Below are 25,065 nucleotides of genomic sequence, written 5' to 3' on the forward strand. Positions count from 1 at the left end.
TAATTCATGAAATCCCTCAAAGGACAATAAATCATCTTCATCTTGATGCACAATATAAAACCTCTGCTGTTCTTTTAACTGAGTCTTAAATAATTGTACAAAGCCAAAATCTTTGAGCCAGACTACTTGACCCTGATGGAAATCTGGCAATAAACGCAGTTGAAACCATTGTCCTTTTTCTGGGGAAACCTTACGGTTACAGTCGATACCAAACATAAATCGAATACCATATTTTCTTATGGTTTTTAGATTTCCAGTCGATGAATACCAACTATCACCTGTAATAAATTGAATCTTTGCACCCCAACTGAGTACTTCACTTAACATATCCATAAAGTAATCATTCTTGGTTTTACTTTCAGATTTGTCATAAATTCGGAAATTAATTGGAATATTTTGACCATTTTGATCTGTCGCATACAAGGTAATGAGATTAATACCCTTGACGGATCGGTGGTGTTTGCCTGACCAAAAATAGCTAACTAAGTCCATATGTTGACTATATGGTTTATCTAAAACAGTATCATCAATACTGACTATAAGTTTGTTATTATCAATATGTTGAATTGATTCTTGATATAGGTCGTGAGGTGTGTAATCTTCACGCTCTAGAAAGCGATTTACACTATCATGCGAGATATTATAAGTCTCGGCAAGTTGTGTGCAGCTAATAGAGTTCGGTTCTTTCATGAGAAAGCCCATATAAATGGGTAATGTACATGTTGCTGTAGAAGCATGTTTAGTTCGTCTGATCACAGATACTTTATAAACTATTTTAATACTTTTTTGAATCCGTCAATGCGTAAGTCCTAATAAGTTTTCTTTTAATTCCAAGATTCTATAACAATTCATCTTCATCCAACGACTATTTTCTGATGTTTTGATTATAAAGAAATATTACTGAGAGTTAATCTCAGGATGAGGCATGTGCGACATTTATTGTCGCACCAGTTTTTTGATAAAAAAAAATGGCTACTTCAAAGTAGCCATTCTGCATTTAAACTCAATTACCAAATAATATTAACTCGACGATTTGGTGCCAAACAATTTACAAGTTGATTATTGGCTTTATGACCTGCACATTGTTGATATAAATCTGTTTGGCTGTTGGCTTGAATTTGAATACGATTCACGTCAATTCCTTCATTGACCAATAGCTTTGCAACGGTGTTTGCACGTTGTGATGACAACTGTTGATTGTAAGCAAATTTGCCAAGTGGATCTGCAAATCCAGCCACAATCACAGGTCCAGTCGCGTTACTCTGTTTAATACGTTTTGCAATTGAAGTAACAGAATCACTCCCGCGCTCAATTGCATTGGCATTTGAACGATCAAAAGTAAAGAAAACACTTCCTGAACGTGCATTATTTAAGTTCGTATTTGCTGGAACTTGATTGTTTGCACCCCATGCCATCAAACCTTCACAGGCTTCACCCTTCCAAGATAAACGCTCAGAAAGTCTTTGCTTGTCAAAATCTACACGAAGTTGGCAACGGAAATAGTCTTGGCTATTTGGCTGACGAATATCTAAAACATAGTTCCAAGTTTTCACAAAGAATGAATAGCCACCACTCTCCTAGACAAATTTAGTCTATTCTTGGACTGCCACCACTCTCCTAGACAAATTTCGTCTATTCTTTGGACTGCCACCACTCTCCTAGACAAATTTCGTCTATTCTTTTTGCATAGGAGAGAACATTATGAGTGGACAACGATACACCCCAGAATTTAAAGATGAAGCTGTTAAATTGATTACCGAACGTGGATATTCTGTCACTGATGTGGCTGAACGTTTAGGTGTATCACAGCACAGCATTTATAAATGGCTAAAGGCCGTACAGCCTTTACGCAACAACCCTGATGAACATGAACTACTCGAAGCAAAGAAAGAGATCCTTCGTCTTAAAAGTCAGCTTAAGCAAACTGAAGAAGAGCGAGATATCTTAAAAAAGGCCGCAAGGTACTTTGCAAGCCTGCCCGAGTAAAGTATCAGTTTATCCTTGAGTACAGCCATCAATTTAAGATTAAAACGATGTGTCGGGTTCTTAAGATTGCTCGTGCTGGCTATTACGCCTGGCTACATGAACCCGAATCAGGCAGAACAATTGAAGACAAACGGTTATTACAACTGATCCGCTCTTCTTATGATGCCAGTTATGGCATCTATGGTTATCGTCGCATCACGCTGGATCTTAAAGAGCTAGGTGAAAGCTGTGGCCCCAATCGTGTGCTGAAGATCATGAAGAACAATGGCATTGCCGCTGTTCGAGGATATAAAAAGCATAAAAGTTATGGTTGTGGCCGTCCTCCGATTGTGCCACCAAATCACTTAAATCGAGAGTTCGCTGTGAGCACCCCTGATACTTCCTGGGTGACTGATATTACCTACATCCGTACTTGGCAAGGCTGGTTATATCTGGCTGTGGTTCTCGATTTATATTCAAGGAAAGTCATCGGTTGGTCAATGAAACCTACGCTTGCCAAGGATATCGTTTTGGATGCACTTTTAATGGCGGTATGGCGACGCAGACCCAATGAACCTGTGATCATACACTCAGACCAAGGCTCACAATACAGTAGCGGAGACTGGCAGAAATTCTGTCAAAAGCATAATTTAGTTCCGAGTATGAGTCGTCGTGGAAACTGTTGGGACAATGCTGTTGCTGAATCCTTTTTTAGTAGTTTAAAGAAGGAAAGAATTAAAAAGAGGATCTATAAAACACGAGAAATGGCCCGTGCGGATGTGTTTGATTATATCGAGATGTTTTACAATCGAATCAGGCGTCATTCGCATCTCGATGGGATGAGCCCAGAAGCATTTGAGACAGCTTCAAAATGAGGCGGTCTCATGTCTAGGATACTGGGAGCAGTCCATTTTTGATTGGCCTTTTCATAATCTAATGGAGAACGCTGACCATTGGAACCATGTCTGCGTTTTGAATTATAGAACATCTCAATATATTCAAAGATATCGGATCTTGCTTCAGTTCTAGTTGCATAGATTCTCTTTTTAATTCGTTCCTGAACCGTACCGGGTTTGTCGGAGACTCAATATTCTGAGAGACTACCCCGATGACAAAATTAAAATATACCCCTGAAATCAGAGAAAGAGCGGTTCAATTATTGATTGAATCTGAAAAAGATTATCCTTCTACTTGGGCTGCAATCACAGCAATTGCGCCTAAGATTGGTTGTACTCCTGAAACACTTCGTGCCTGGCATCAAAAGCATTTAGATCAGCAAAATCCTATTAAAGTACAACAGATATCTGATCAAGAAAAAATGAAGCAAATGGAACGTGAAATTAAAGAATTAAAGCGTGCCAATGAAATTCTACGTAAAGCAGCCGCTTTTTTCGCCCATGCGGAGCTCGACCGCCCACACAAATAATGGTGGATTTTATCCATCACAATAAAGATCGATATGGCGTTGAAGCGATTTGTAGAATTTTACCGATTGCAGCTTCGACCTATTATCGGGCTTTAGATCTCGTTGATAACCCAGAACATCGAGCGAAACGTGCTCTGCATGATTTACATCATGCAGAGCAAATCAAACGTATTTGGAAAGAAAGTTTAGGTCGATATGGTGTACGTAAAGTTTGGCAAAAATTGAAACGTGAAGGCTATGTTATTGCACGTTGTACAGTTGCTCGATTGATGAAAAAGCTAGATATACAAGGTGTTTGGCATGGTAAGAACAAACAAACTACCCGCAGCCGAGATGATCAAAAACGAGCAGATGATTTAGTGAAACGGAATTTTAGTGCTGATCGAGCTGACCCTTGCGAAGCAATGCTTCTCAGGTCAGTGACTTTACGTATATTCAAACCAATTCTGGCTGGGTCTACACCGCATTTATTATTGATGTGTTCTCACGAGCCATTGTTGGATGGAAAGTATCTACACGGATGAATACAGATATGGTGCTTGATGCATTAGAGCAAGCATTGCATGATCGAGGCATGCCAAAGAATGTGATTCATCATTCCGACAGAGGTGTGCAATATCTTTCCATTCGCTATACCAATCGTTTAGAAGCAGCAAATTTAAGAGCATCAGTCGGTACGACTGGTGATTCATACGATAATGCTTTGGCTGAAACAGTGAATGGCTTATACAAAACAGAGGTGATTGAATATTTAAAAGCAGATTGGCAAGGTTTAGCAGATGTACAACTTGCGACACTAAACTGGGTACATTGGTTCAATAAAAAGCGTGTACACAGTGCACTGGGTTATGTGTCGCCTTTTGAGTTTGAAGCAATGTACTATGATAAAATTAATCTGTTAGGTCAGGTGGCCTAACTTAAATAAAAAGTCTCCGACAAACCCGGTACGGTTCACATGTTCAAAAAAGCATTGTTCTTATTCGATATTTTCATAAAGAAATAATAATTTATGCATTAGCTTAATTTAGACTATTCAGTAAACACTAAATAAAATGTTTACCAAAAAAATTTATAGCGCGACTCAAGACCTCTTGAGGAGCGCTTTAAAAAAATGCGTGGAAGCTTTTCCAGTCATAAAAAATATTTAGATGAGCAATCTGATTAAATATAGGGATTAAATCAAGTAAGATTTACAGTAATTAAAATTGTTGTGGCATCTATGAAAGATCATCTGAAATCTCTGCGCAGTGACATTCGTCGAAAACGTAAAAATGTCAGTATTTCACAACATAAAAAAAACGAACATCAGATCTTAAACAGACTTAAAAACACCCCACAATTTAAAACGTCTCAAAAAATTGGTCTGTACCTAGATGCATTTGGGGAAATACGTACTCAAAAAATTATTCAACTTTGTTTTCAACATCACAAAGATGTTTATTTACCCATGATTTGCAACATGAATCAGAATTTAGTCTGGGTAAAAATCAATCTCCAACAATATAAAAACAAACGCTTTTCCCATCATCCTTTGGGTATGAAAGAACCAATGGCTAGTCGTGGACATCATGTTTCAAAGTTGGATCTTTTGATCATGCCCCTACTCGCTTGTGATCATCATGGTACTCGAATTGGTATGGGTGGCGGATTCTATGACCGTACTCTTGCATCAGCCCGCCATTTTCCCTTTCGTTTAGGGATAGCACATGATTTTCAATATATTGAAGAAACTTTACACCGCAACATCTGGGACCAACCACTTGATGCACTCATCACACCATCTCACAAACATTATTTTTAGGGTTATTTGAATATTAAAACCAACTAATTTTGTCTTTTTTTATATTTTCTACTCTAAAACCCTTGTAATTTTTGAAATGCACATCACTATAAAAACATGGCAACACCGTTGTCACTCATTAGGAGTGCCCATGTCTGAATATATTTTAAATAATGAAACAAGCTTAGAGCCACAGGTTCCAAGTGTATTACCACTATTAGCATTACGTGATGTTGTGGTCTATCCACACATGCAAATTGCGCTATTCGTGGGTCGTGAAAAATCGATCAATGCAGTGGATGTGGCTCGTAACGGTGACAATTTAGTATTTGTAGTTGCGCAAAAAGATTCGCTTACAGAAGAAATTGATCACGATAATCTGTATCAGTACGGAACTGTGGCTAAAATCGTTCAAGTGGTCAATCATGAGAATGATGAAAACTGCATTAAAGTATTGATTGAAGGACTACATCGTTCGAAGCTAGAGCGTATCATTGATGGTGAAGAGTATCTGACTGCTGAACATCATTTAAGCCCAATGACAGTGGAATTGGATCAAGAGAGTAAAGAAACTCGCTTAAATGAATTACGTACACTCTTTGCTCAATATGCAGAAGCTAAACTTCGGAATGCACGAGAACTTGTTGCGGCAGCAAACAAAATTGAAGATCTTCTGCAATTGATGTTCTTCGTTGCAACTCGTGTGCCTTTAAATATCGAAGTTAAACAGAAATTTTTAGAGCACGATGAGTTCGAGGCACATTTACAAGAGTTGATGGGTTATTTGATGAATCAATCTGCTGAACAGCAAATTGAACAAACCCTACACGACAGCGTAAAACGTCAGATGGAAAAAAACCAACGTGAATACTTTCTAAATGAAAAAATGAAAGTCATTCAACGTGAACTGTCTGATATGAACGGCGGTGCTGAGGATGATGTTGCTGAGATTGAGAAGCGTCTTGCTGAAGCTGACTTACCTGAACATGTACGTAAAAAAGCTGAAGCTGAGTTTCGTAAACTCAAAGCAATGCAACCTGCTTCAAGTGAAGCGGCAGTTGTTCGCAACTATTTAGAAGTGATTCTAGATACACCTTGGAACAAGGCAAGCAAAGTCAGCATTAACTTGGCAAAAGCACAAGAAATTCTAGATGCAGATCATTACGGTCTTGATGACGTTAAAGATCGAATTGTTGAATACCTTGCTGTTCAATCACGTGTGAAAAAACTCCGTGGTCCTATTCTTTGTCTAGTTGGTCCTCCGGGTGTAGGTAAAACCTCACTAGGTGAATCGGTTGCTAAAGCAACAGGTCGTGAGTTTGTACGCATGGCGCTAGGTGGCGTGCGTGATGAAGCTGAGATTCGTGGTCATCGTCGTACTTACATCGGTGCGATGCCAGGTAAAATTGTGCAGTCTTTAACAAAAGTCGGCGTGAAGAATCCATTATTCTTGCTCGACGAAATTGACAAGATGGCACAAGACTATCGTGGCGATCCTGCATCTGCATTACTTGAAGTATTAGATCCATCACAAAATAGCAAGTTCAACGATCATTATTTAGACCTTGATCTTGATCTTTCAGAAGTAATGTTCATCTGTACAGCTAACAGCATGAATATTCCTGAAGCTTTGCTGGATCGTATGGAAGTCATTCGTTTACCGGGTTATACCGAAGATGAAAAAGTAAATATTGCTGAACGCTACCTTGTTCCGAAAGCAATCAAGAACAATGGTTTACGTGCAAAAGAATTAACAATTCATGAAGAAGCGATTCGTGACATCGTGCAACGTTATACACGTGAAGCTGGTGTACGTAGTTTAGAGCGTGAAGTGTCTAAAATTGCACGTAAAGTTGTTAAAGAAGCAGTCAGCAAAAAATCTAAAAACTTACAGCTTGATGTGACATCGGCAAATCTTCCTGAATACTTAGGTCCACATAAGTTTGACTTTGGTATCGCAGAAGATGAAGCCCAAGTAGGTCGTGTAAATGGCTTGGCTTGGACATCTGTTGGTGGTGAGTTATTGACTATTGAAGTCGCAGCTGTAAAAGGTAAAGGGAAATTCATTACTACGGGTTCGCTCGGTGATGTAATGAAAGAGTCAATTACCACTGCGATGACAGTTGTTCGTACTCGTGCTGATGAGTTGGGTATTGAAGCATCACGTTTCGATGAAACTGATGTCCATGTCCACTTACCAGAAGGTGCGACACCGAAAGATGGTCCATCGGCAGGTTTAGCTTTGACTACAGCGCTAGTGTCAGCGTTTTCTGGTATCGCAATTCGCCCAGATATTGCGATGACAGGTGAAACTAGCTTAGGCGGTCGCGCATTACGTATTGGCGGCTTAAAAGAAAAACTTTTAGCAGCTCACCGTGGTGGAATCAAACTTGTATTTATTCCACAAGACAATGTACGTGACTTAGCTGAAATACCTGATAACGTAAAAGAAGGTTTAGAAATCAAAGCTGTGAAAAGCATTGATGAAATCTTACCTTTGGCGTTGACAGATACACCAAAGCCATTGCCTAAGACACCAATTGTTAAACCAGTTGAAGATGCAAAAGCTGCACGTCATTGATGTAAAGATCATGATTAAAGAGAGAGCTTCGGCTCTCTTTTTTGTTACATAATTTGATTGAAAAACAACCAATTTATTGCATAATAAAATAGAGTCGATAAAAATAAAGGCTAACATTGACTCTGAAACTAATTTTTAGTGCCCTCTGAACTCCAGACGGAAGGCACTTTGATCGCAGCTCATACACATTTTGAGCTGCGTTTTTTATGGCGAGTATAAATTTTCTTTTTTTAGTTTTTATTACAGCTATTACTTAGATCTAAATTACCTAGCAACTTCGACTCAGTTTATAATCCGCATAAATTATTTTTACCTTTAAATTTTATGAAGATTCGTATTCTGACTATTGGGCAAAAAATGCCTGCATGGGTTCTCACTGGGTTTGAGGATTATTTCAAACGAATTCAGCCTTTCGTTCAAACCCAAGTCATTGAATTACCTATGGCTAAACGTGGTAAAAATGATTCAGAAGCAGATATTTTAAAATATTGTCAAATCGAAGGTGAGAGTATCTTAAATGCGCTCAAACCTAATGAAACCCTAATTGCACTGGAAGTCGGTGGCAGAGAACTCAGTACAGAAAAGCTTGCCGATACCATGAAACAATGGATGCTTGATGGTAACGATATTGCACTCGCAATTGGAGGACCTGACGGACATTCTGATGCAGTACGCAAAGCAGCAGCATGGCATTGGTCTTTATCTAAATTAACGATGCCTCACCCAATGGTTCGAATCTTATTAATTGAACAATTGTATAGAGCCATGAGCATTAACCATAATCATCCCTACCATCGTGCTTAACGTTGAATGTGGTTGTTCTGATTATAGAACAATCTGTTGAGTTTAATCCGCTATCATTGTCTTGATGTTTTTGTCAGGATAAATAGGTAATTTCGATCAGGTGCCCCATTATGAATGTGCAAACTTTACCAGGCTTATTTATCTCCCACGGTTCGCCTATGCTTGCACTAGATCCAGAGCAGGTTGGTCCTGCACTACATCGCTTGAGTATCAACTTACCTGAGCCACAAGCGATTGTTGTCATGTCTGCACACTGGGAAAGTCAAGTTCTTGAAGTCAATATTGCCACTCGACCAGATACTTGGCATGACTTTAGAGGTTTTCCTAAAGAGCTTTATGAAATTCGCTATCCAGCACCAGGATCACCAACAATTGCTGAAAAAATATTATCCATGTTTGCAGAAGCTGGTATTCATGCACATGCCAATAGCACACGTCCTCGTGATCACGGTGTATGGATGCCTTTATTACATATGTATCCAGATGCAGATATTCCAGTGATAGAAATTTCACTGCCAACAAAAATGAATGCAGAAGAAATTTACAAGATTGGACAAGCTTTATCTCCCCTGCGTGAACAACAGATTTTATTAATCGGATCAGGAAGCATAACGCACAATTTGGCTGAGTTGTCATGGCATACAGATGCACAAGTTCCCACTTGGGCTAGTACTTTTAGAAATACTGTCGTCAATCGACTCCAACATCAAAATTTTGATGCTGTCCTTGATTGGCCTACATTGCCATTTGTAGAACGTAACCACCCTACGCTTGAGCATTTCGCCCCACTTTTTTTCGCTATGGGCACAGGTCATCGATTTAATATCGTGCACAGTAGTTTCTCGATGGGCTCACTTGGCATGGATATTTATCGTTTCGACTGAGGCTGATTATTTACCAAATATTTAAATCGAGGTTTAACAATTTCGTTTAAACCTCAGTATCTATTATGCTTTTCTAAAATTACAATCAGATACATTTAACAAACTTAACCGCTAACTGGATTACATTTTCTTTTTTAAGAATACTTTAAGCTTAAGGCTGTGATTTATTAACTGTTGTTTTAACGATGAAAATTAAATATTTAGTTCTTGCTCTACTTCCTCTTTCTTTGATGGCTTGTCAAACAGTACAAAATGTAACTGACGGTGTAGTTTCTCAAATCAATTCAAATGCTGAAAAAAATCTAACTGAATATAATTGGACTTATCAAGGTTCTACAGCTTCAAAACCATTAGTGCTTTCATTTAACGCTGATCAAAGAGTAACGATTCAAACAGGTTGTAATAATCAAGGTGGAACTTGGAAAGTTGAAGGCAACAAAATTGTCACTTCACCTCTTGTTTCAACCATGATGGCGTGTGCTGATGATTTAATGCAACAAGAGCGTTTGTCATCTGATATTTTTAGCGAAAAGAAAGTACCTTTTTCACTTAGTACAAGCAATGATCAAGCAATCCTGACTGTAACAGACAGTAAAGGGCAAAAACATGTATTTACAGGAACTAAAATTGTGAATGCACATGTATTAAGCAATTACATATGGTCGTACCAGCCGACAAATACACAAAAACCTATCGTTCTAACATTCTTAAATCATGATCGCTTATCAGTAGATACAGGCTGTAACCGCTTAAATACATCTTGGAAAGTCGAGAATGGTTTGATCGTGACAGGTGATGGCGCATCAACGATGATGGCATGTGAACCAGCACTGATGCAGCAAGAGAAGTTTACAGGTGAATTATTACAAAAACGTCAAATCCCATTTGAAGTGAATACTACAAACTTACACGAACCGACTTTGACGCTTACAGATGCTAAAGGTCAAAAATATAATTTCATCGGTAAAATGACACTTGAAACAAAATATCAATCAGAGCCTAAAACCGTATTTTTAGAAATCTCACCTGAAACTAAATCATGTACAGGCGTTGCACCACAAACTTGTATGCAAGTACGTGAAGTAAAATACGACGAAAAAGGTATCAAAACATATACTGATAAAAGCTGGTCTTTATACTATGGTCAAATCGAAGGGTTTGAACACAATCCTAAGCAACGCGTGATCGTACGTGTAAAACGTTTTGAGATAAAAAATCCGGCCGCAGATCAGTCAAGTCTTGCTGATGTATTAGATATGGTTATTGAACAAGAAATCGTTAAATAATCATAATTTCAGTCAAAAAATCCGATGCAGATGCATCGGATTTTTTTGTTCAAAGATTAATAAATCCCTTGTGCCAGAATTGCATCTGCTACTTTCACAAAACCAGCGATATTAGCACCATCGACATAGTTCACAGTTCCATCTTCTTGAGTACCATATCGTAAGCAGTTTGCGTGAATGTCTTTCATAATCGCATGAAGTCTTTCATCAACCTCACCATGTGTCCAACCAAAACGTAATGCATTTTGTGACATCTCAAGTCCTGATGTCGCAACTCCACCAGCATTTGAGGCTTTACCAGGAGCATAAAGAATTTTCGCCGCAATAAATTTTTCGACGGCTTCTAAGGTAGAAGGCATGTTTGCACCTTCAGCTACACAGATGACGCCATTCGCTAATAAATTATCAGCATCAGCACCCGTTAATTCATTTTGTGTGGCGCATGGTAGAGCAATATCGACAGCAATATGCCAAGGCGTCTGACCTTCAAAATACTCAAAACCATGCTTTGAAGCAAACTCAGAAATACGTCCACGTTGAACATTTTTGAGTTCCATTACTTCTGTAAGTAATTCTTCTGTAAATCCGTTCTTGAGATAAACAGTTCCATTTGAATCCGATAAAGTTACGACTTTTGCACCGAGGAACATGGCTTTTTCAGCAGCATATTGAGCAACGTTACCAGAACCTGAAATTGATACCGTTTTGCCATCAAAACTTTCACCACGTGTTTTCAACATTTCTTCAGCAAAGTAAACCGTTCCATAGCCTGTTGCTTCAGGACGCATAAGACTACCGCCAAAGGAAATTCCCTTCCCAGTAAAAACACATGCAGTATCGTTACTCAACTTTTTCATCATGCCAGCCATGTAACCGACCTCTCGCCCGCCTACACCGATATCCCCCGCAGGAACATCTGTATTTGCACCTAAATGTCGATATAACTCAATCATCAAGGCTTGGCAAAAGCGCATCACTTCGGCTTCAGATTTTCCTTTTGGATCAAAATCTGAACCACCTTTACCACCACCCATCGGTAAAGTTGTAAGTGCATTTTTGAAAGTTTGCTCAAATCCCAAAAACTTTAAAATCGATAAATTAACTGAAGGATGAAATCTCATCCCACCTTTAAAAGGACCAATCGCTGAATTATATTGAACTCGAAAAGCACGATTTACATGAGTTTGACCTTGGTCATCCATCCAAGAAACACGAAATTGAATCACGCGTTCAGGTTCAATCAGTCGTTCAAGTAAACCGTATTGTGCATACTTAGGGTTTTTCTGGATAAATGGCCACAGGCTCATCATCACTTCTTCTACAGCTTGTAGAAATTCTGGTTGATGAGGATCTCTGCGTTTCACGTAATCCAAGAATTCATTTAAGCTACCGTATTTCAACACTCACCCCCGAGTCTATGATTCAAATTAGTGCCATTTTTGCACCAAAGTAGAATATCTCATAAAACAACTATAAATTACTATCAGACAAGCAAAGCACTTCCTCTATAAAATAAAATTAAATATAATTTTCAAAGTTTTAATCCAATAAATATTCATTATTTATTTTATAAATACTGAGAAATATACATGAATAATTAACAAAAAAGTGAAAATAACTAATTTTTAAAAAATAAAATCGCACCAAAATAAAACCAATGAAGCACCATTTTAATTCAGATAAAAATGCTACTTATTGTTTAAATAAATCCACAGTCTCTAAATAAAGGATTATTTGTTATAATTCAGTTCTGCTCTTACTTTCACCTCACTGCTTCTATGTTACTTTCTGATCAGCAAGTCTCTCTTATCGTTCAAATAGACCAATTACTGCCTCAAACACAATGTGGTTTATGTGGACACCGTGATGGGTGTTTGCCATATGCAAAGTCGATTAGCGAAGGTGAAGCAGCAAACAAATGTGTACCTGGCGGGCAACCTGTAGCAGATGCACTCGCTCAATTACTTGATCGACCGCGTTTAATAGCTGAATCGAGTGTTTGGGATATCCAAGCTGATGGTCGCCCACAACAAATGAAAGCCATTATTCGCGAAGATGAATGCATTGGTTGTACCAAGTGCATTAGTGCTTGTCCTGTTGATGCAATTATCGGAAGTGGTAAGCTCATGCACACGATTCTGACAGATTTGTGCACAGGCTGTGAGCTCTGTATCCCTCCTTGCCCTGTTGATTGTATTGACCTCGTCCCTGATAACAATCCCATCCCCACTGAGGATCAACGTATTAACGAGCAGGACAATCTCCGTCAGCGTTACTACGCACATATTCAACGTGAAGAAAAACGTCGTATCGACCGCAAAGGTCCTGTAGTTAGAGCCGAAATTGACACTGAATTTTTCGCACAATTTTCACAGGCTTTGAAAAATGTTCCGACTATAACATTAGCTGAAAAAGCAAAAGACCATAGCGCACAAGATGCTAAAACTACTATTGAGCTCGCCAAAATACGAACTCAAATCAAAAAACTGGAGAAACAATTAAGTGTTCGACTTGATCCGCAAAAGCAAGAACAACTTGATGCCCTTCAAACACAATTAAAAGAATTACAGGAGGTCTAAATGTCGAGTAAAAATATGACTAAGAAGCAAGTTCAGACTTTCTTCGAGCGCTTACGAGAACAAAGACCGACTCCACAAACTGAACTCAATTACTCATCTCCTTTTGAACTATTGATTGCAGTTATGCTTTCAGCCCAAGCCACTGATGTGAGTGTCAATAAAGCAACTGATAAACTTTATCCTATTGCCAATACAGCACAATCCATTCTAAATCTCGGTGTTGAAGGATTAAAGAGTTATATTAAAACCATCGGACTGTATAACTCTAAAGCTGAAAACGTCATTAAAACCTGTCAAATTTTAGTTGATCAATATCAAGGAAATATTCCAGAAACACGTAAAGAACTCGAAGCACTTCCTGGTGTGGGTCGAAAAACAGCGAATGTTGTTTTGAATACAGCTTTCGGGCATCCGACTATGGCGGTCGATACGCATATCTTTCGTGTCGGTAATCGCACTGGCCTTGCGATAGGAAAAAATGTTCTAGAAGTAGAACATAGACTCATCAAAGTTATTCCAAAAGAATTCATTGTTGATGCACATCATTGGCTTATTTTACATGGTCGTTACTGTTGCATCGCACGCAAACCGAAATGTGGTGAATGTATCGTAGCCGATGTCTGTAATTGGAAAGATCGTTTTGAGTTTGGTGCGACAAAGCCCATCAAACTCAAAGAAATACATTAATCTTGATCTTTTTTAGTCTGCTGTAATTTTGGGTGTAACTGGCGTGGCTTGCCATATTTTTTATTTTCAATCGCCTGCTGTTTCTGCACATGACGTAGCATTTTTTGACTTTGGTATAATAGAAAAAGTAACAGTAAAACACTTAAAATAACGACAAGGATAAGAACAAACTTCAACATTTACCTCTCCAAAATAAAAAGAGCCCTATTTAAAGAGCTCTTTTAAATTTGCTGTTTAGATTATTTATCTAAAATAGCAAAAAGATCTTTTTGAACTTCATCAATCGCACGCAAGCCATTCAACTTATCGTAAGTCGGTGCATTTTCGCCTGAAGCAGCACGACCTTGATAGAAGCCAACCAATTGCTCAGTTTCACTATGGTAAGAAGCTAAACGCTTACGGATTGTTTCTTCTTGATCATCAGGACGTTGTACTAGGTCTTCGCCAGTTTCATCATCCTTACCTTCCACTTTAGGTGGATTGTAAACTAAGTGATATACGCGGCCAGATGCTGGGTGCTGACGACGACCAGAAAGTCGTTGAACAATTTCCTCATCAGGAACATCAATTTCAATCACGTGATCAATAGAGATTCCTGCTGTTTCTAATGCCTCAGCTTGTGGAATCGTACGTGGAAAACCGTCAAAAATACAACCGTTAGCGCAATCAGGTTGAGCAATACGCTCTTTCACCAGACCAATGATCAATTCATCGGATACTAAACCACCTGACTCCATAACGCTTTTCGCTTTTAAGCCAAGTTCAGTACCTTCACGAATTGCAGCACGGAGCATATCACCGGTTGAAATTTGTGGGATATTGTAGCGCTTACAGATCAACTGAGCTTGAGTACCTTTTCCTGCCCCAGGTGGTCCGAGTAAAATAATGCGCATAAAGAACATCCTCATTTAAAAACAATAAATCTTAAATTGAGCAATATCATACAGACTTATTGCTCAACCAACATCAAATTAATTATAAGAAAGCAACAAATAAATGGATTAAACCTGCTAAAAAACCAGTCACACCACCCAACACAATTAAAATCCACTCATCTTCCTGAAACGCAGGACGCAATAAGTTTTGGAACTCTTTCGGTGTTAGCTCACGAATACGATCTCTAAACATTTGAAAGATTTTCTGTGCACGGCTTGCATTTAATGCAGGATCACATACAGGCCCCATGGTAATTTCAATTGAGCGATCAATCAAGTCGGTCTTGAGTCTAGCATATTCTCTAGGACCTAATGATAACTGTAATGATGTTCTGACTAATGGGGTTTCCATGATTTCATTGATATGACGCTTGACAATTCGACGAGTTTTATCTTTCTTCGTCCCATACATCATTTCTGTCATGATCGATTTAAGCGTAATAAGGTCTTCCGTCACCACACTAGCAAACACATCAGAGACTTCTTCTTGACGTTTCATAAATGCACCTTGAACGTTATATGTACCGATTTTCAAGACTGGGACAATCCAAGGGAATTTACGATCTTTCGTCAGACGGAATATCTGAGGATATCGAATATAGTGAGGTTCTATAGGATTGAAAACCATCCAAATTGCAATCCAGTTGGTTAGGAAACCCCATATTGCAGCCCAAAAAGGTACAGTCCAATGCCATGGCACCACAAACCAAACGATCATTTGGAAAATACCAAAGAACATACCAATCAATGCGCTGATATGCCAAATAAAATTGATTTCTTTTTGACCAACCTTTAAGAACATTCGTACCATCAAACGGCGATCACCTTCCATTTGGCGAACAACCATTTCTCGCATATCAACAAGTGACTCGACGTTCATGGTCAGCTCAGTCACAAGTTCTTTTAAGGTATTTGGTAATTGTTTATGTGCTTGAGCATAAATACGACGTTTAATCGAATAAGGTAGGTTTTCCCATAAAACAGCATTACGATCAATCATGACTTCGTCAATGAGGTGTTCAAGCTCGAAACCGACTTGCTCACCAATGATCATCGCCATGTCTTCGGGGTCCATTGCCTCTAAAAACTCTCGCAATGAGCCTAACTTAGATAATGTATTGTCAGTAATGATGCCTGAAATACGCCCTGCTTTACGAGGTACAATTCCTTGCCAGCCTACAGGTAATGGACCTAAATGGAATCCCCAAAAAGTAATTGGGTAAAATACCATTTTTAAAGCCATCCACACATGCGCCCATGTCACAAAAGCAGTTACTGGAATAATACTCAGAACTGCCCAAAAATCTGGGCGAGCGAGGAAAATCTGCCACAATTCATTGACGTAATCAAACATGCATGACTCTCAAAATTATTAGTAGATTATGGCTTGTGGGCTAAACAATCAGTACAGCACTTACAAACCAAAACTTAATGTATAAGAGAATTGAATCGTTGGTTCAGTTTTTTCAATTACTTCTCCACGACCATTTTTCATTCTCTCACCAGCACCAATTCCTACACTAAATGTGCTGATGCGTTCAGGGTTTAGCCAAACATAGGCTAAATCTACGCCTGCACCGAGACGTGCTTTTTCTTTTCCATTAATTTGTTTGCTTTCAATGTGCCCCGCATAAGCACCGATGTAATATCCGTTTTTATCTGTACCAGTTAAATGATATGGATAACGAAATCCAACCTGACCACCTGCAGGATTGTCATCATTCAAAAACACACCTGCTTTGGCATAAGCAATCCCATATGGATTAACCCATTCAACATTGCCATGTAGTAACTTTTTAGTGAAACCTGCACCAACATTCCATGTTGAAACTTTAGCGTCTTTTAATTTTGACTCAGGCAAATAAGGATTTTCGTCTGCGTAAGCAACAGTGTTCAACGACATAACCGCTAATAAAAGATAAAGTTTTTTCATTATTTTCTCCATTTTCCCTAAGAGTGTGTCTTAGACATTCCTATTTCAAACAGTTTCAGACTTTAACAGAATTATTTTGCTTCTAATATACAAGACCCTACAATTTTCATGTCTGCAAAGTCAAAAACTGTCGCACCATCATTTATATGATCAGTTGAAAAATCTACAGTAAGATCGTTCAACTTACGTTAAAATAGTCCACTTTCGTTCTCTGCCATCCTGCAATTTAAGTCGATACCCTATGAAACAGCACTTTCCTTTAAAAAATATGCAACAAGAGAAGCGCATTTATAAGGGTCGAATTTTTTTTGCGATTTCAGTTGTCGTTGTTTTCCTACTTTTATTGATTTGTCGTTATGCATATTTACAGATTATTCATTACGATGACTTTACAACGGCTTCTGACAAAAACCGTATTCGCTTGCAGCCCCTCCCTCCAGCACGTGGTTATATCTACGATCGTAATGGTGTATTGCTCGCAGACAATTATCCAGTATTCAGTGCCACATTAAGTAAAACTGATGTTAGTGACATAGACGGAACCCTAGGACGTCTTATTCCAATTTTGAGTCTCACTGAAGAAGATATTGAGCGTTTTAAAAGCCGCGTCAAAACTGCTCGAAAAACAGAACGAATCGCGATTAAGTTAAATCTCACAGAAGCAGATATTGCCAAATTTAGTGAAGTTAAATACGCATTTCCTGGTGTAAAAATTGAGACTCAAATGACTCGCTACTATCCACATGGAGAGTTGTTTGCTCATGTGATTGGATACGTTGGACGAATCAATGACAAAGAACTCAAATCGATTGATAAAGATTTATATGCTGGAACAAACCTGATCGGGAAAATTGGTGCGGAGAAAAGTTACGAAGAATTATTACATGGCACTCCAGGTTATGAATCTGTAGAAGCTGATGCACACGGTAACGTTCTTAGACATCTTGGTCGACAAGACCCTGTACGTGGAAATGACCTTTATTTGTCTATTGATTATGGTTTACAGACTATTGCAGCACAACAGTTAGTTGATCGTCGTGGTGCAATCGTTGCAATGGACCCTCGTACAGGGGAAATTCTAGCTTTAGTTTCAAGTCCAAGTTTTAATCCAAACTTATTCGTTACAGGGATTAGTACTAAAGACTATAGTGGTTTACGGGATAATCCTGATCAACCTCTTTACAATCGTGCTGTTCAAGGTGCTTATCCTCCAGGATCAACGATCAAGCCAATGTTTGGTCTTGGTGGGATTCATTACGGATTGGTCGATTGGAATACCGCGATCTCAGACCCAGGTTACTTCTCTTTACCAGGTGATAGTCATCGTTTCCGTGACCATAAAAAAAGTGGGCATGGTGCAGTGAATTTACATAAAGCCCAAGTGGTTTCTTGTGATACCTACTTTTATATTTTGTCGTATCGTATGGGAATCGACAAAATGAATACTTGGATGCGCCAATTCGGTTTCGGTGAGAAAACTGGTGTTGATTTACCGAGTGAAAGTTCAGGCTTATATCCAAGTCCAGAATGGAAAATGCGAACTCGAAATACGAAATGGTTAAAAGGTGAAACCATTTCAGTCAGTATCGGTCAGGGCGCATTTACAGCGACACCATTACAGCTCGCTATGGCAACGGCAATTACAGCCAACAAAGGCTCACATGTCACACCACATGTTTTGAGAGATCATAAAGGCGCCAAGAAGCTTCCTGTTCACAATGCTCCTGATGGAAAAATTCAGTTTAATGGGACAGATGAAGATTGGGTCAATATGCACGCTGCAATGATTGATGTGATTCAATCTGGTACAGGACGTGGGATCAAAGGCGGTCTGCGTTATTCTATTGCAGGTAAAACAGGTACAGCACAAGTAAAAAGTATTGCTCAGGGCAAAAGATATAACGAAGCAGCATTGTCCTCTAGACAGTGGGATCATGGTTTATTTGTTGGATTTGCACCTGCCGAAAATCCAGAAATTGCGATCGCCGTAGTTTGGGAAAATGGTAAGCATGGTGGTTCCGCCGCTCAACTTGCGCGACCAGTATTTGATTATTGGTTGGTTAATCGTAAGAAAAATCCAATTCGTCCTTTAAACCATCAAGTCAGTGGTGGGTTAATGACAGCTGGCATCAAACCTGCAGAACTTCCAAGTGGTAGTGGTACATTTAGTTCAACAAATGCTCCTGCTTCAACTCCTGCTGTAAGCTCAACAGCACATGCCGATGGAGTATCTGAATAATGAAAAATCAGTTACGCATTATCGGAGGAGAATGGAAACGTCGAATATTACCGTTCGCATCTATTGAAGGATTAAGACCAACACCTGATCGTGTACGTGAAACATTATTCAATTGGTTAATGTGGGATATCCAAAATAGTAAGGTATTAGATTTATGTAGTGGTTCAGGAGCTTTAGCTTTTGAAGCGCTTTCTCGTGGTGCAGCTGAAGTTATCATGATTGAACCCGATGTCACTCAATCTGGATTTCTAAAACAAAATATTCAGCTATTAAAAACCAATAAATGTCAGCTCTACGTGACCACAGCACAGAAAGCTTTACAGAAAATTAACCAACAATTTGATCTTGTTTTTCTTGATCCGCCCTATGGCTTGAATTTATGGCAAGAGTTAGCTGAGTCTGTGGATACAAAGATCGTAGCGAATGGCTTTATTTATGTAGAAGCTGATCGTGAGTTATCTGAACTAAAACTGCCTGCTTCTTGGAAAAAGATTAAAGAAACCAAAGCAGGAATAGTAAAAGCAGGTTTATATCAGAAAATGCCTTAAAGGACTCTTAACCAAAACAATCGAACCATTTGTCCTCGATCAAACGGAAAACTCGACAAATATTCATATCCTATTCGATTGTCTTGGTTAATCTGATAAACGATGCCATAACCCAGTGAAATGGATAAATCATTGAGACCAAAACTCATCGTGTCTCCCGTCAAGACTTTTTGGTTCAGCTAGTCAGTTTGATAAGCCGTATAGTTATAAATTCTTAGACGTTCATCATGATAAAATTGATTGTGTAAAATTGAATAGTCCGTTTTAATTTCAGGATAAGCAGATTCAAACATCTCTTCAGTATGTTGATCCTCAAATCCAGCAAAAAAGTCGTATTGCTGTGCTGCTAAAAATTGTAAAGGCATCAAAAGACAAGTAAGTAAACATAGACGTCTGGCTAACATAGCATTCAATAAAAGTTTCTTGAGCATAAGCAACATAGAGTTTAAAAGTATGTGATAGTAATCAACGGATTTGGCAAATAACAACTCAACAAGCTCTCAAACCCAATTTTATAGAATCAAGTATATGTCTAAGTGAATTTCGGAATGTAGAAATTGCTAATGATGTCTAAAAAGATTATTTAATTTCATTTGTGTCTGACATAAACTATTAATTTATAGATTGAATTCTATATACAATAGCCCCAATCTCATCATCTAATTCAACTCCAAAAAAATTATGAAACGTTTTATCTTGTTAACGATAATCTTGAATTTAACAGGTTGTATCTTTGGTCAATCCAATGAAGTGAAACGTGCAGAAAAAGTTTTGCAGAGTTTTGAATGTAATAATATTGAAACCAACCAAATTGCAACCTCATCAATTACCAATTTTCATCAGCAAACTTTGGCTGCAAACAAGTCAAAAGCATCAACATATGTTGAGCAATACAAAAATGGCGAAGATCTCTTTGACATACCACTCGATGAAGTAGTACAACAAAAATATCAACTTTATAAACAAGCATGTCAAGCACTTGGTGGTGTTGCTCCTAGAACTGAGCCTGTAATAGTAACCAATAATCATGAGGATACTAGCGGGGCTTGATAGCAAATTGGATCGCTTCGCATGATAGAACAACAAATAACTTTAAAACATTATATTGCCTTCGGTTTTATATGCCTCGCAGTCATCATCGCTAGTATTCACCCACTTGAGTTTGAATCGTATCTGTTGCATCAAGCTGGCACGGTACTCATGTTGATTGCATTAATTATTGTAATTAAGAAAATTGGTATCGATTTCTATAGTTTTTGCTTATACCTTACTTTTTTATTCATTCATATTGTTGGTGCACACTATTTATATTCATACGTACCTTACAATGAGTGGTTTCAAATGCTATTCCACATTGATTTGAATCAAACAATGGGATGGTCGAGGAACATGTATGATCGTTTTGTACATTTCGCTTATGGGCTACTACTCTACCCATTCTTCTACCGCTGTTTTGAGTTCTTCTTTCCCAAATCTAAACCCGTTGCAATATTTTTATTAGTTGTCCAATTTGTCATGGCATCGAGTTTAGTCTATGAGTTGATTGAATGGTGGATCGCGATCGGTTTATCGCCAGAAGATGCCGAAAATTACAATGGGCAACAAGGAGACATTTGGGATGCACATAAAGATATGTTTCTAGCAACTCTTGGTTCGATTTTGATTGGTTTACTATATCTATATAAAGAAAAAACTCTTATTCAGAACAAATAAGAGTTTTCCCCATGTTTAGAACATCCAATTTGAAGAGACATCTAAATCATTGAATAATTCTTTGAAAGATGTCTCAGCTAAGTCAGTTTGCACAGAAATCGTCTCCACAGTGCCTACTAGCGAGTTTTGACTCACAAGATTCTGATCAAACTCATTTAATAATTGATCTATCACATCTGTTTCCAACTCTTCTGCAATTAATAAATGCTCTAACGGAATTGATAATTGTTCCTCATCTACAAAGCTATCTGACATGTTTGGAACGGTTAAAAGACGATCTAAATTAACAGAATCCACAAGAGAAGTTTGAACCTCCTCAATGATTTCGGAATCACTCAACATCAGCGCACTAGGTTGAGCTGGAGCTACAATTGTGAAATTAAAGGCATCACTGAGTTCACTGGTATTACCAGCTACATCAGTTTGAGTTAAAGTAATTTTGTGTGAGCCTAAAACTAAATCATTCGTTACGGTGTAACTCCATTTACCATTATCTCCAACTGTAACAGTCCCAATCGGATAGCCATTATCAAATATTGTGAGTACTGCTTTTGCTTCACCAATTCCTGATAATGTTGGCTTGGTATCATCGGTACTTCCACCTGAACTAACAGCACCTTTAACTGTGCCAATATCATCCATTACCTTTTGTAGCAGAGGTTTATTCGGTGCAATTGTATCTTTAGCACCAAATATATCTGTAGGTTCTGAACGATTTCCAGAAGAATCGATAATATAAATTTTGGCAATATTTTTATCTGTTAAAGCAGGTGACAAATTCAGGCTGAACTTACCATCCGCTCCAACTGTTCCAGAGCCAAGAGTTGTTTGACCATCTGCACTTTTAACTTCTATTTTGGCATTTGCTTCAGCAGTGCCTATTAATAAGGTTCCTTCTGGATTTAATTCCGCTGTGGCTTTTGATGGAGCAATGGTATCTTTGCCTGCTATTATTTCTAAAGGCTTAGATGTGTTTCCTGCACTGTCTTCTAAAACAATTGTCCCTTTTTTACCTGTCGTCAAAGCAGGTGAAATTTGTACTACAAATTTACCTTGAGCATCTGTTGTTCCAGTACCAATTATTTTGCCATCACTATCTTTAACTTGTACTTTAGTATTTGCTTCTGCACGCCCTTCTATACGTGTTCCTTCGGCATTTACTTCAATCAAAGGTTGATCTGGAGCTAAAGTATCTTTACCAGCAATCACTTTCGATGGCGCAGACTTATTCCCTGCAGCATCCTCCGCGACAACAGTACCGCCTTTGTCACTAATTAAAGCTGAACTAAGCTTAATAGAATATAACCCTTCCTTATTTGCAGTTACAGAGCCCAACAGTTTGCCATCTGCATCAAAAACTGAAATTTTTGCGTTTGCTTCAGCTTTGCCTGTCACAATTGTGCCATCTTGATTAAGCTGTGCCAAAGGTGAATCAGGTGCAATGTATCTTTAGTTCCAGTCACAACTGTTGATTTCGAAACATTACCAGCACTATCAATTGCAGAGACAGCCACTTTGCTTCCATTCACTAAAGGTTCGTTCAGTTTTACAGTATAGTTTCCATCCTGATCAGCTTGACCCGTGGCAATGACTTTTCCTGTTGAATCTTTAATCTCAATTTTTGCTTTGGCTTCAGTTTTACCTGTAATCGTTTGTGTATCCGAACTCAGTACTGCCGTTGGTGTTATCGGAGCAATCATATCCGTCGAATCGTTTTTATCACTATTATTGTCGTCATCATCATTCACTGCCAACAGATAAAGACCTTCAGCAGCCAGAGCTATTAATCCGCCTTTAATTAATTGCGATTTAGTGATCCCAAGATCATCTGCTGGTTCTGATACTGAAGAGACTTGTGTAGGTAACTCTGTCGAAACCTGAGGTGCATCTTGACTTGATGATGTGTAACGAACAAATTTGCCCGAATCATCGAACTCGGCAATCGAGTAGCTACCATCAGCGTTACTCAGCGCCAATGTATGCTCACTGGCATTCATTTCATTGTAAAAATCACGAATGATTATTTTCTCGCCATTTTTTAAAGTAATGACTAAATCATCGCCTTGCTTGATGATGGATTTTATACTCTCTTGGTCTATACCTAATTGAATAATAGATGGCTGACTTAATATGACATCCTTGATTTGTCCATCTTGTAAAATGTTTAGGCTCGTCTTTGAAGAAACGATAACTCTTGTCATTATTATACCCACTGATCAATTTTATTTTAAAAACTTTAGATTAATGAATAATTAAGTACTTAATCTGTTCGTTAAAATATCAAATGCAATCATTTAGAACAATCTATTCAAAGCTGAGTTTTGTCATTTTATTTAATTGACCATCAATTAAAATCAGATGTCATAAAACAAAAAACCAGCCGAAGCTGGTTTAAAGATTTCTATGTTAACTTAGAATTTAGGATCGCGCATTTGAACGAGCGTATTGTTTGCTTTTACTAGAGTATCAGTCATTTTCCCAAGTACTGCTGGAATTAAACTTTCTGCCATTTGCGCTGCTTGTAATCCAAGTTTTTCACCAAATGTCGGACGTTTGCGAGTATTGATCACGTATACATCATGTTTTGGTAACAAGCTAAGTAAATACTCATCCGAAGTCTGTAACTTATCCACCAAATTTAATGCGAGAGCATCTTCACCATACCAATGCTCACCTGTTGCCACTTTTGAAATATCTAATTGAGGACGATATTTTTCAACAAAGTGCTTGAATAAAGAATGCGTTTGCTGCAACTCTTCTTCGAACTTTGCCTTGCCTTCAGGTGTGTTTTCTCCGAACATTGTCACAGTACGCTTGTACTCACCAGCCGTATACAATTCAAAATCAACATTATGTTGTTTTAAAAGACGGTTGAAGTTTGGTACCTGTGCAACCACACCAATTGAACCGACCACAGCAAATGGTGCTGTAATGATTTCATTGGCAATACAAGCCATCATATAGCCACCGCTTGCAGCTACTTTGTCTACACAGATCGTCACATTAAAGCCCGCATCACGTAAACGAACTAACTGAGCAGCAGCCAAACCATAACCGTGTACCATTCCACCAGGACTTTCTAAACGAACTACAACGCGATCGTGCCCTGCTTTAGCGGTTGCTAAAATAAGGGTAATTTCCTCACGAATCGTATCTACTGCAGAGGCTTGTACATCACCTTTGAAATCGAGCACATAAATTTTCTGATCATTTTTTTTACGAATTTTCGCTTCTTTTGCAAGCTGTTGCACCAGTTGTAAAAGTTCCAAACGAGATGCTGTTGTTTGCGTAATTCTTTTTCTTTGCTCATTCACGCGCGCATTTAAATGACTTATACGAATCTCAGCAGGAAATTTAGGTAAATGGAATAACATAAAATAAGTGCTCTTAAGTTCGGCTTTTATCCGTCTAAGATGTGGTCAGTTGAGTTAAAATTCAATAGTGATTTTGAAAAATAGATTCTTTTTCATCTGCCTATACAAAAAAAAGAGCCCGAAGGCCATTACTGTCCCATAGTTTGCTTTAAATAAAAAAACCTGAGTCTAAATAGTTAAAATATGAGTGCAAACAAACACTTTAACTATAAAGGACTCAGGTTTTGTCACATCAGAATACCGTATTTCATCAATTACTCAAACCCATTCTAAGACAAGATTTTGAACGTCTGGCTAAACTGCACCACTCTGGGCAAAAATTAAGATCAGC

20 protein-coding genes, 5 pseudogenes and 1 other annotated feature are annotated in these 25,065 nt (G+C 38.4%); of the genes and pseudogenes, 14 read left to right on the plus strand and 11 right to left on the minus strand.

The window, feature by feature from the left end:
• Positions 1–756: IS701 family transposase (locus F948_RS09580; RefSeq protein ID WP_080632272.1), on the minus strand; the 756-nt coding region annotated here is incomplete at its 3' end.
• A gap of 251 nt (positions 757–1,007) precedes the next feature.
• Positions 1,008–1,559: pseudogene (locus F948_RS09585) on the minus strand (OmpA family protein); the annotation flags it as partial.
• Positions 1,560–1,701: 142 nt separating this feature from the next.
• Here F948_RS09585 and F948_RS09595 point away from each other — a divergent pair.
• Positions 1,702–2,840, plus strand: a protein-coding gene (locus F948_RS09595; RefSeq protein WP_100223103.1) for an IS3 family transposase whose coding sequence is annotated in 2 segments (ribosomal slippage) — positions 1,702–1,960 and positions 1,960–2,840 — 1,140 coding nt in all. Because the reading frame shifts where the segments join, the coding sequence is not laid out codon by codon here.
• Positions 2,841–2,887: 47 nt separating this feature from the next.
• On the opposite strand, the pseudogene F948_RS16075 reads toward F948_RS09595, so the two are convergent.
• A pseudogene (locus tag F948_RS16075) lies at positions 2,888–3,025 on the minus strand (IS3 family transposase); the annotation flags it as partial.
• Between the two features lie 48 nt (positions 3,026–3,073).
• Between F948_RS16075 and F948_RS16085 the strand changes: the two are divergent.
• The 6 genes and pseudogenes from F948_RS16085 to F948_RS09635 all read left to right on the plus strand — a co-directional run bounded on the left by F948_RS16085 (position 3,074) and on the right by F948_RS09635 (position 10,726).
• Positions 3,074–4,307, plus strand: a pseudogene (locus tag F948_RS16085) (IS3 family transposase).
• Positions 3,349–3,465, plus strand: a sequence feature (AL1L pseudoknot). (Overlaps the previous pseudogene by 117 nt.)
• Before the next feature lie 303 nt (positions 4,308–4,610).
• The gene (locus tag F948_RS09615; protein ID WP_004963152.1) at positions 4,611–5,192 is read left to right on the plus strand and encodes a 5-formyltetrahydrofolate cyclo-ligase; all 582 of its coding nucleotides are present in this window, start codon (positions 4,611–4,613) and stop codon (positions 5,190–5,192) included.
• A 130-nt stretch (positions 5,193–5,322) separates the two neighbouring features.
• Positions 5,323–7,752, plus strand: a complete 2,430-nt coding sequence (lon, locus tag F948_RS09620; RefSeq protein WP_004963155.1) for an endopeptidase La — start codon at positions 5,323–5,325, stop codon at positions 7,750–7,752.
• 324 nt (positions 7,753–8,076) lie between these two features.
• Positions 8,077–8,556, plus strand: a complete 480-nt coding sequence (gene rlmH / locus F948_RS09625) for a 23S rRNA (pseudouridine(1915)-N(3))-methyltransferase RlmH (RefSeq protein ID WP_004912481.1) — start codon at positions 8,077–8,079, stop codon at positions 8,554–8,556.
• Between the two features lie 110 nt (positions 8,557–8,666).
• Positions 8,667–9,440 (plus strand): DODA-type extradiol aromatic ring-opening family dioxygenase, encoded by a 774-nt coding sequence (locus tag F948_RS09630; RefSeq protein WP_004912485.1) that lies wholly within the window; start codon positions 8,667–8,669, stop codon positions 9,438–9,440.
• A 185-nt stretch (positions 9,441–9,625) separates the two neighbouring features.
• Positions 9,626–10,726, plus strand: a complete 1,101-nt coding sequence (locus F948_RS09635; protein ID WP_004963160.1) for an META and DUF4377 domain-containing protein — start codon at positions 9,626–9,628, stop codon at positions 10,724–10,726.
• Between the two features lie 56 nt (positions 10,727–10,782).
• On the opposite strand, the gene gdhA is transcribed toward F948_RS09635, so the two are convergent.
• Entirely contained in the window at positions 10,783–12,129 is a 1,347-nt protein-coding gene (gene gdhA / locus F948_RS09640) for an NADP-specific glutamate dehydrogenase (RefSeq protein ID WP_004912492.1), read from the minus strand.
• A gap of 375 nt (positions 12,130–12,504) precedes the next feature.
• On the opposite strand from gdhA, the gene F948_RS09645 reads away from it, so the two are divergent.
• Together F948_RS09645 and nth are read left to right on the plus strand one after the other, a co-directional pair.
• Complete coding sequence (locus F948_RS09645; protein ID WP_004912494.1) at positions 12,505–13,305, plus strand: RnfABCDGE type electron transport complex subunit B; 801 nt, start codon at positions 12,505–12,507, stop codon at positions 13,303–13,305.
• Positions 13,306–13,992 carry an endonuclease III gene (nth, locus tag F948_RS09650; protein ID WP_004956303.1) on the plus strand — a complete coding sequence of 229 codons (687 nt, stop codon included), beginning with the start codon at positions 13,306–13,308 and terminating at the stop codon, positions 13,990–13,992. It abuts the gene before it with no gap.
• Here nth and F948_RS09655 read toward each other — a convergent pair.
• The 4 genes from F948_RS09655 to F948_RS09670 all read right to left on the minus strand — a co-directional run bounded on the left by F948_RS09655 (position 13,989) and on the right by F948_RS09670 (position 16,860).
• Positions 13,989–14,171 carry a hypothetical protein gene (locus tag F948_RS09655; RefSeq protein ID WP_004956301.1) on the minus strand — a complete coding sequence of 61 codons (183 nt, stop codon included), beginning with the start codon at positions 14,169–14,171 and terminating at the stop codon, positions 13,989–13,991. The two genes, nth and F948_RS09655, sit on opposite strands and share 4 nt — an antisense overlap.
• 60 nt (positions 14,172–14,231) lie before the next feature.
• Positions 14,232–14,885: an adenylate kinase gene (gene adk, locus F948_RS09660; protein ID WP_004912504.1), complete on the minus strand. Its 654-nt coding sequence runs from the start codon at positions 14,883–14,885 to the stop codon at positions 14,232–14,234.
• 82 nt (positions 14,886–14,967) lie between these two features.
• A complete protein-coding gene (locus tag F948_RS09665; RefSeq protein WP_004912505.1) occupies positions 14,968–16,281 on the minus strand; it encodes a DUF445 domain-containing protein in 1,314 nt (437 codons plus the stop codon).
• Positions 16,282–16,341: 60 nt separating this feature from the next.
• Positions 16,342–16,860, minus strand: a complete 519-nt coding sequence (locus tag F948_RS09670) for a hypothetical protein (RefSeq protein ID WP_004963164.1) — start codon at positions 16,858–16,860, stop codon at positions 16,342–16,344.
• A gap of 241 nt (positions 16,861–17,101) precedes the next feature.
• Here F948_RS09670 and mrdA point away from each other — a divergent pair, with 241 nt between their 5' ends.
• Both mrdA and rsmD read left to right on the plus strand, forming a co-directional pair.
• On the plus strand, positions 17,102–19,099 hold the full coding sequence (mrdA, locus tag F948_RS09675; protein ID WP_004963168.1) for a penicillin-binding protein 2: 1,998 nt from the start codon (positions 17,102–17,104) through the stop codon (positions 19,097–19,099).
• On the plus strand, positions 19,099–19,647 hold the full coding sequence (gene rsmD, locus F948_RS09680; protein WP_004963170.1) for a 16S rRNA (guanine(966)-N(2))-methyltransferase RsmD: 549 nt from the start codon (positions 19,099–19,101) through the stop codon (positions 19,645–19,647). Before mrdA ends, rsmD begins: the two co-directional genes overlap by 1 nt.
• On the opposite strand, the pseudogene F948_RS16710 reads toward rsmD, so the two are convergent.
• Positions 19,644–20,051: pseudogene (locus F948_RS16710) on the minus strand (hypothetical protein). The gene rsmD and the pseudogene F948_RS16710 overlap by 4 nt on opposite strands.
• 277 nt (positions 20,052–20,328) lie before the next feature.
• Here F948_RS16710 and F948_RS09690 point away from each other — a divergent pair.
• Together F948_RS09690 and F948_RS09695 are read left to right on the plus strand one after the other, a co-directional pair.
• Positions 20,329–20,697: a hypothetical protein gene (locus F948_RS09690; RefSeq protein WP_004963179.1), complete on the plus strand. Its 369-nt coding sequence runs from the start codon at positions 20,329–20,331 to the stop codon at positions 20,695–20,697.
• Between the two features lie 21 nt (positions 20,698–20,718).
• Positions 20,719–21,360: a DUF2238 domain-containing protein gene (locus tag F948_RS09695; RefSeq protein WP_004963181.1), complete on the plus strand. Its 642-nt coding sequence runs from the start codon at positions 20,719–20,721 to the stop codon at positions 21,358–21,360.
• A gap of 15 nt (positions 21,361–21,375) precedes the next feature.
• Here the strand turns inward: F948_RS09695 and blp2 are convergent.
• Together blp2 and sohB are read right to left on the minus strand one after the other, a co-directional pair.
• Positions 21,376–23,561 (minus strand): annotated as a pseudogene (gene blp2, locus F948_RS16435) (Ig-like repeat protein Blp2).
• A gap of 210 nt (positions 23,562–23,771) precedes the next feature.
• On the minus strand, positions 23,772–24,734 hold the full coding sequence (sohB, locus tag F948_RS09705) for a protease SohB (protein ID WP_004963188.1): 963 nt from the start codon (positions 24,732–24,734) through the stop codon (positions 23,772–23,774).
• A gap of 224 nt (positions 24,735–24,958) precedes the next feature.
• Between sohB and F948_RS16880 the strand changes: the two genes are divergently transcribed.
• Positions 24,959–25,065 (plus strand): DUF4372 domain-containing protein (locus tag F948_RS16880; protein ID WP_004958461.1); only part of this gene is annotated, 107 nt, incomplete at its 3' end.

Source organism: Acinetobacter junii CIP 64.5 (assembly GCF_000368765.1).
Lineage (GTDB): Bacteria > Pseudomonadota > Gammaproteobacteria > Pseudomonadales > Moraxellaceae > Acinetobacter > Acinetobacter junii.

Coding starts and splice junctions, on each gene's coding strand:
- F948_RS09615 (WP_004963152.1), top strand. CDS start 4,611: ATGAAAGATCATCTGAAATCTCTGCGCAGTGACATTCGTCGAAAACGT.
- lon (WP_004963155.1), top strand. CDS start 5,323: ATGTCTGAATATATTTTAAATAATGAAACAAGCTTAGAGCCACAGGTT.
- rlmH (WP_004912481.1), top strand. CDS start 8,077: ATGAAGATTCGTATTCTGACTATTGGGCAAAAAATGCCTGCATGGGTT.
- F948_RS09630 (WP_004912485.1), top strand. CDS start 8,667: ATGAATGTGCAAACTTTACCAGGCTTATTTATCTCCCACGGTTCGCCT.
- F948_RS09635 (WP_004963160.1), top strand. CDS start 9,626: ATGAAAATTAAATATTTAGTTCTTGCTCTACTTCCTCTTTCTTTGATG.
- F948_RS09645 (WP_004912494.1), top strand. CDS start 12,505: ATGTTACTTTCTGATCAGCAAGTCTCTCTTATCGTTCAAATAGACCAA.
- nth (WP_004956303.1), top strand. CDS start 13,306: ATGTCGAGTAAAAATATGACTAAGAAGCAAGTTCAGACTTTCTTCGAG.
- F948_RS09655 (WP_004956301.1), bottom strand. CDS start 14,171: ATGTTGAAGTTTGTTCTTATCCTTGTCGTTATTTTAAGTGTTTTACTG.
- adk (WP_004912504.1), bottom strand. CDS start 14,885: ATGCGCATTATTTTACTCGGACCACCTGGGGCAGGAAAAGGTACTCAA.
- F948_RS09665 (WP_004912505.1), bottom strand. CDS start 16,281: ATGTTTGATTACGTCAATGAATTGTGGCAGATTTTCCTCGCTCGCCCA.
- F948_RS09670 (WP_004963164.1), bottom strand. CDS start 16,860: ATGAAAAAACTTTATCTTTTATTAGCGGTTATGTCGTTGAACACTGTT.
- mrdA (WP_004963168.1), top strand. CDS start 17,102: ATGAAACAGCACTTTCCTTTAAAAAATATGCAACAAGAGAAGCGCATT.
- rsmD (WP_004963170.1), top strand. CDS start 19,099: ATGAAAAATCAGTTACGCATTATCGGAGGAGAATGGAAACGTCGAATA.
- F948_RS09690 (WP_004963179.1), top strand. CDS start 20,329: ATGAAACGTTTTATCTTGTTAACGATAATCTTGAATTTAACAGGTTGT.
- F948_RS09695 (WP_004963181.1), top strand. CDS start 20,719: ATGATAGAACAACAAATAACTTTAAAACATTATATTGCCTTCGGTTTT.
- sohB (WP_004963188.1), bottom strand. CDS start 24,734: ATGTTATTCCATTTACCTAAATTTCCTGCTGAGATTCGTATAAGTCAT.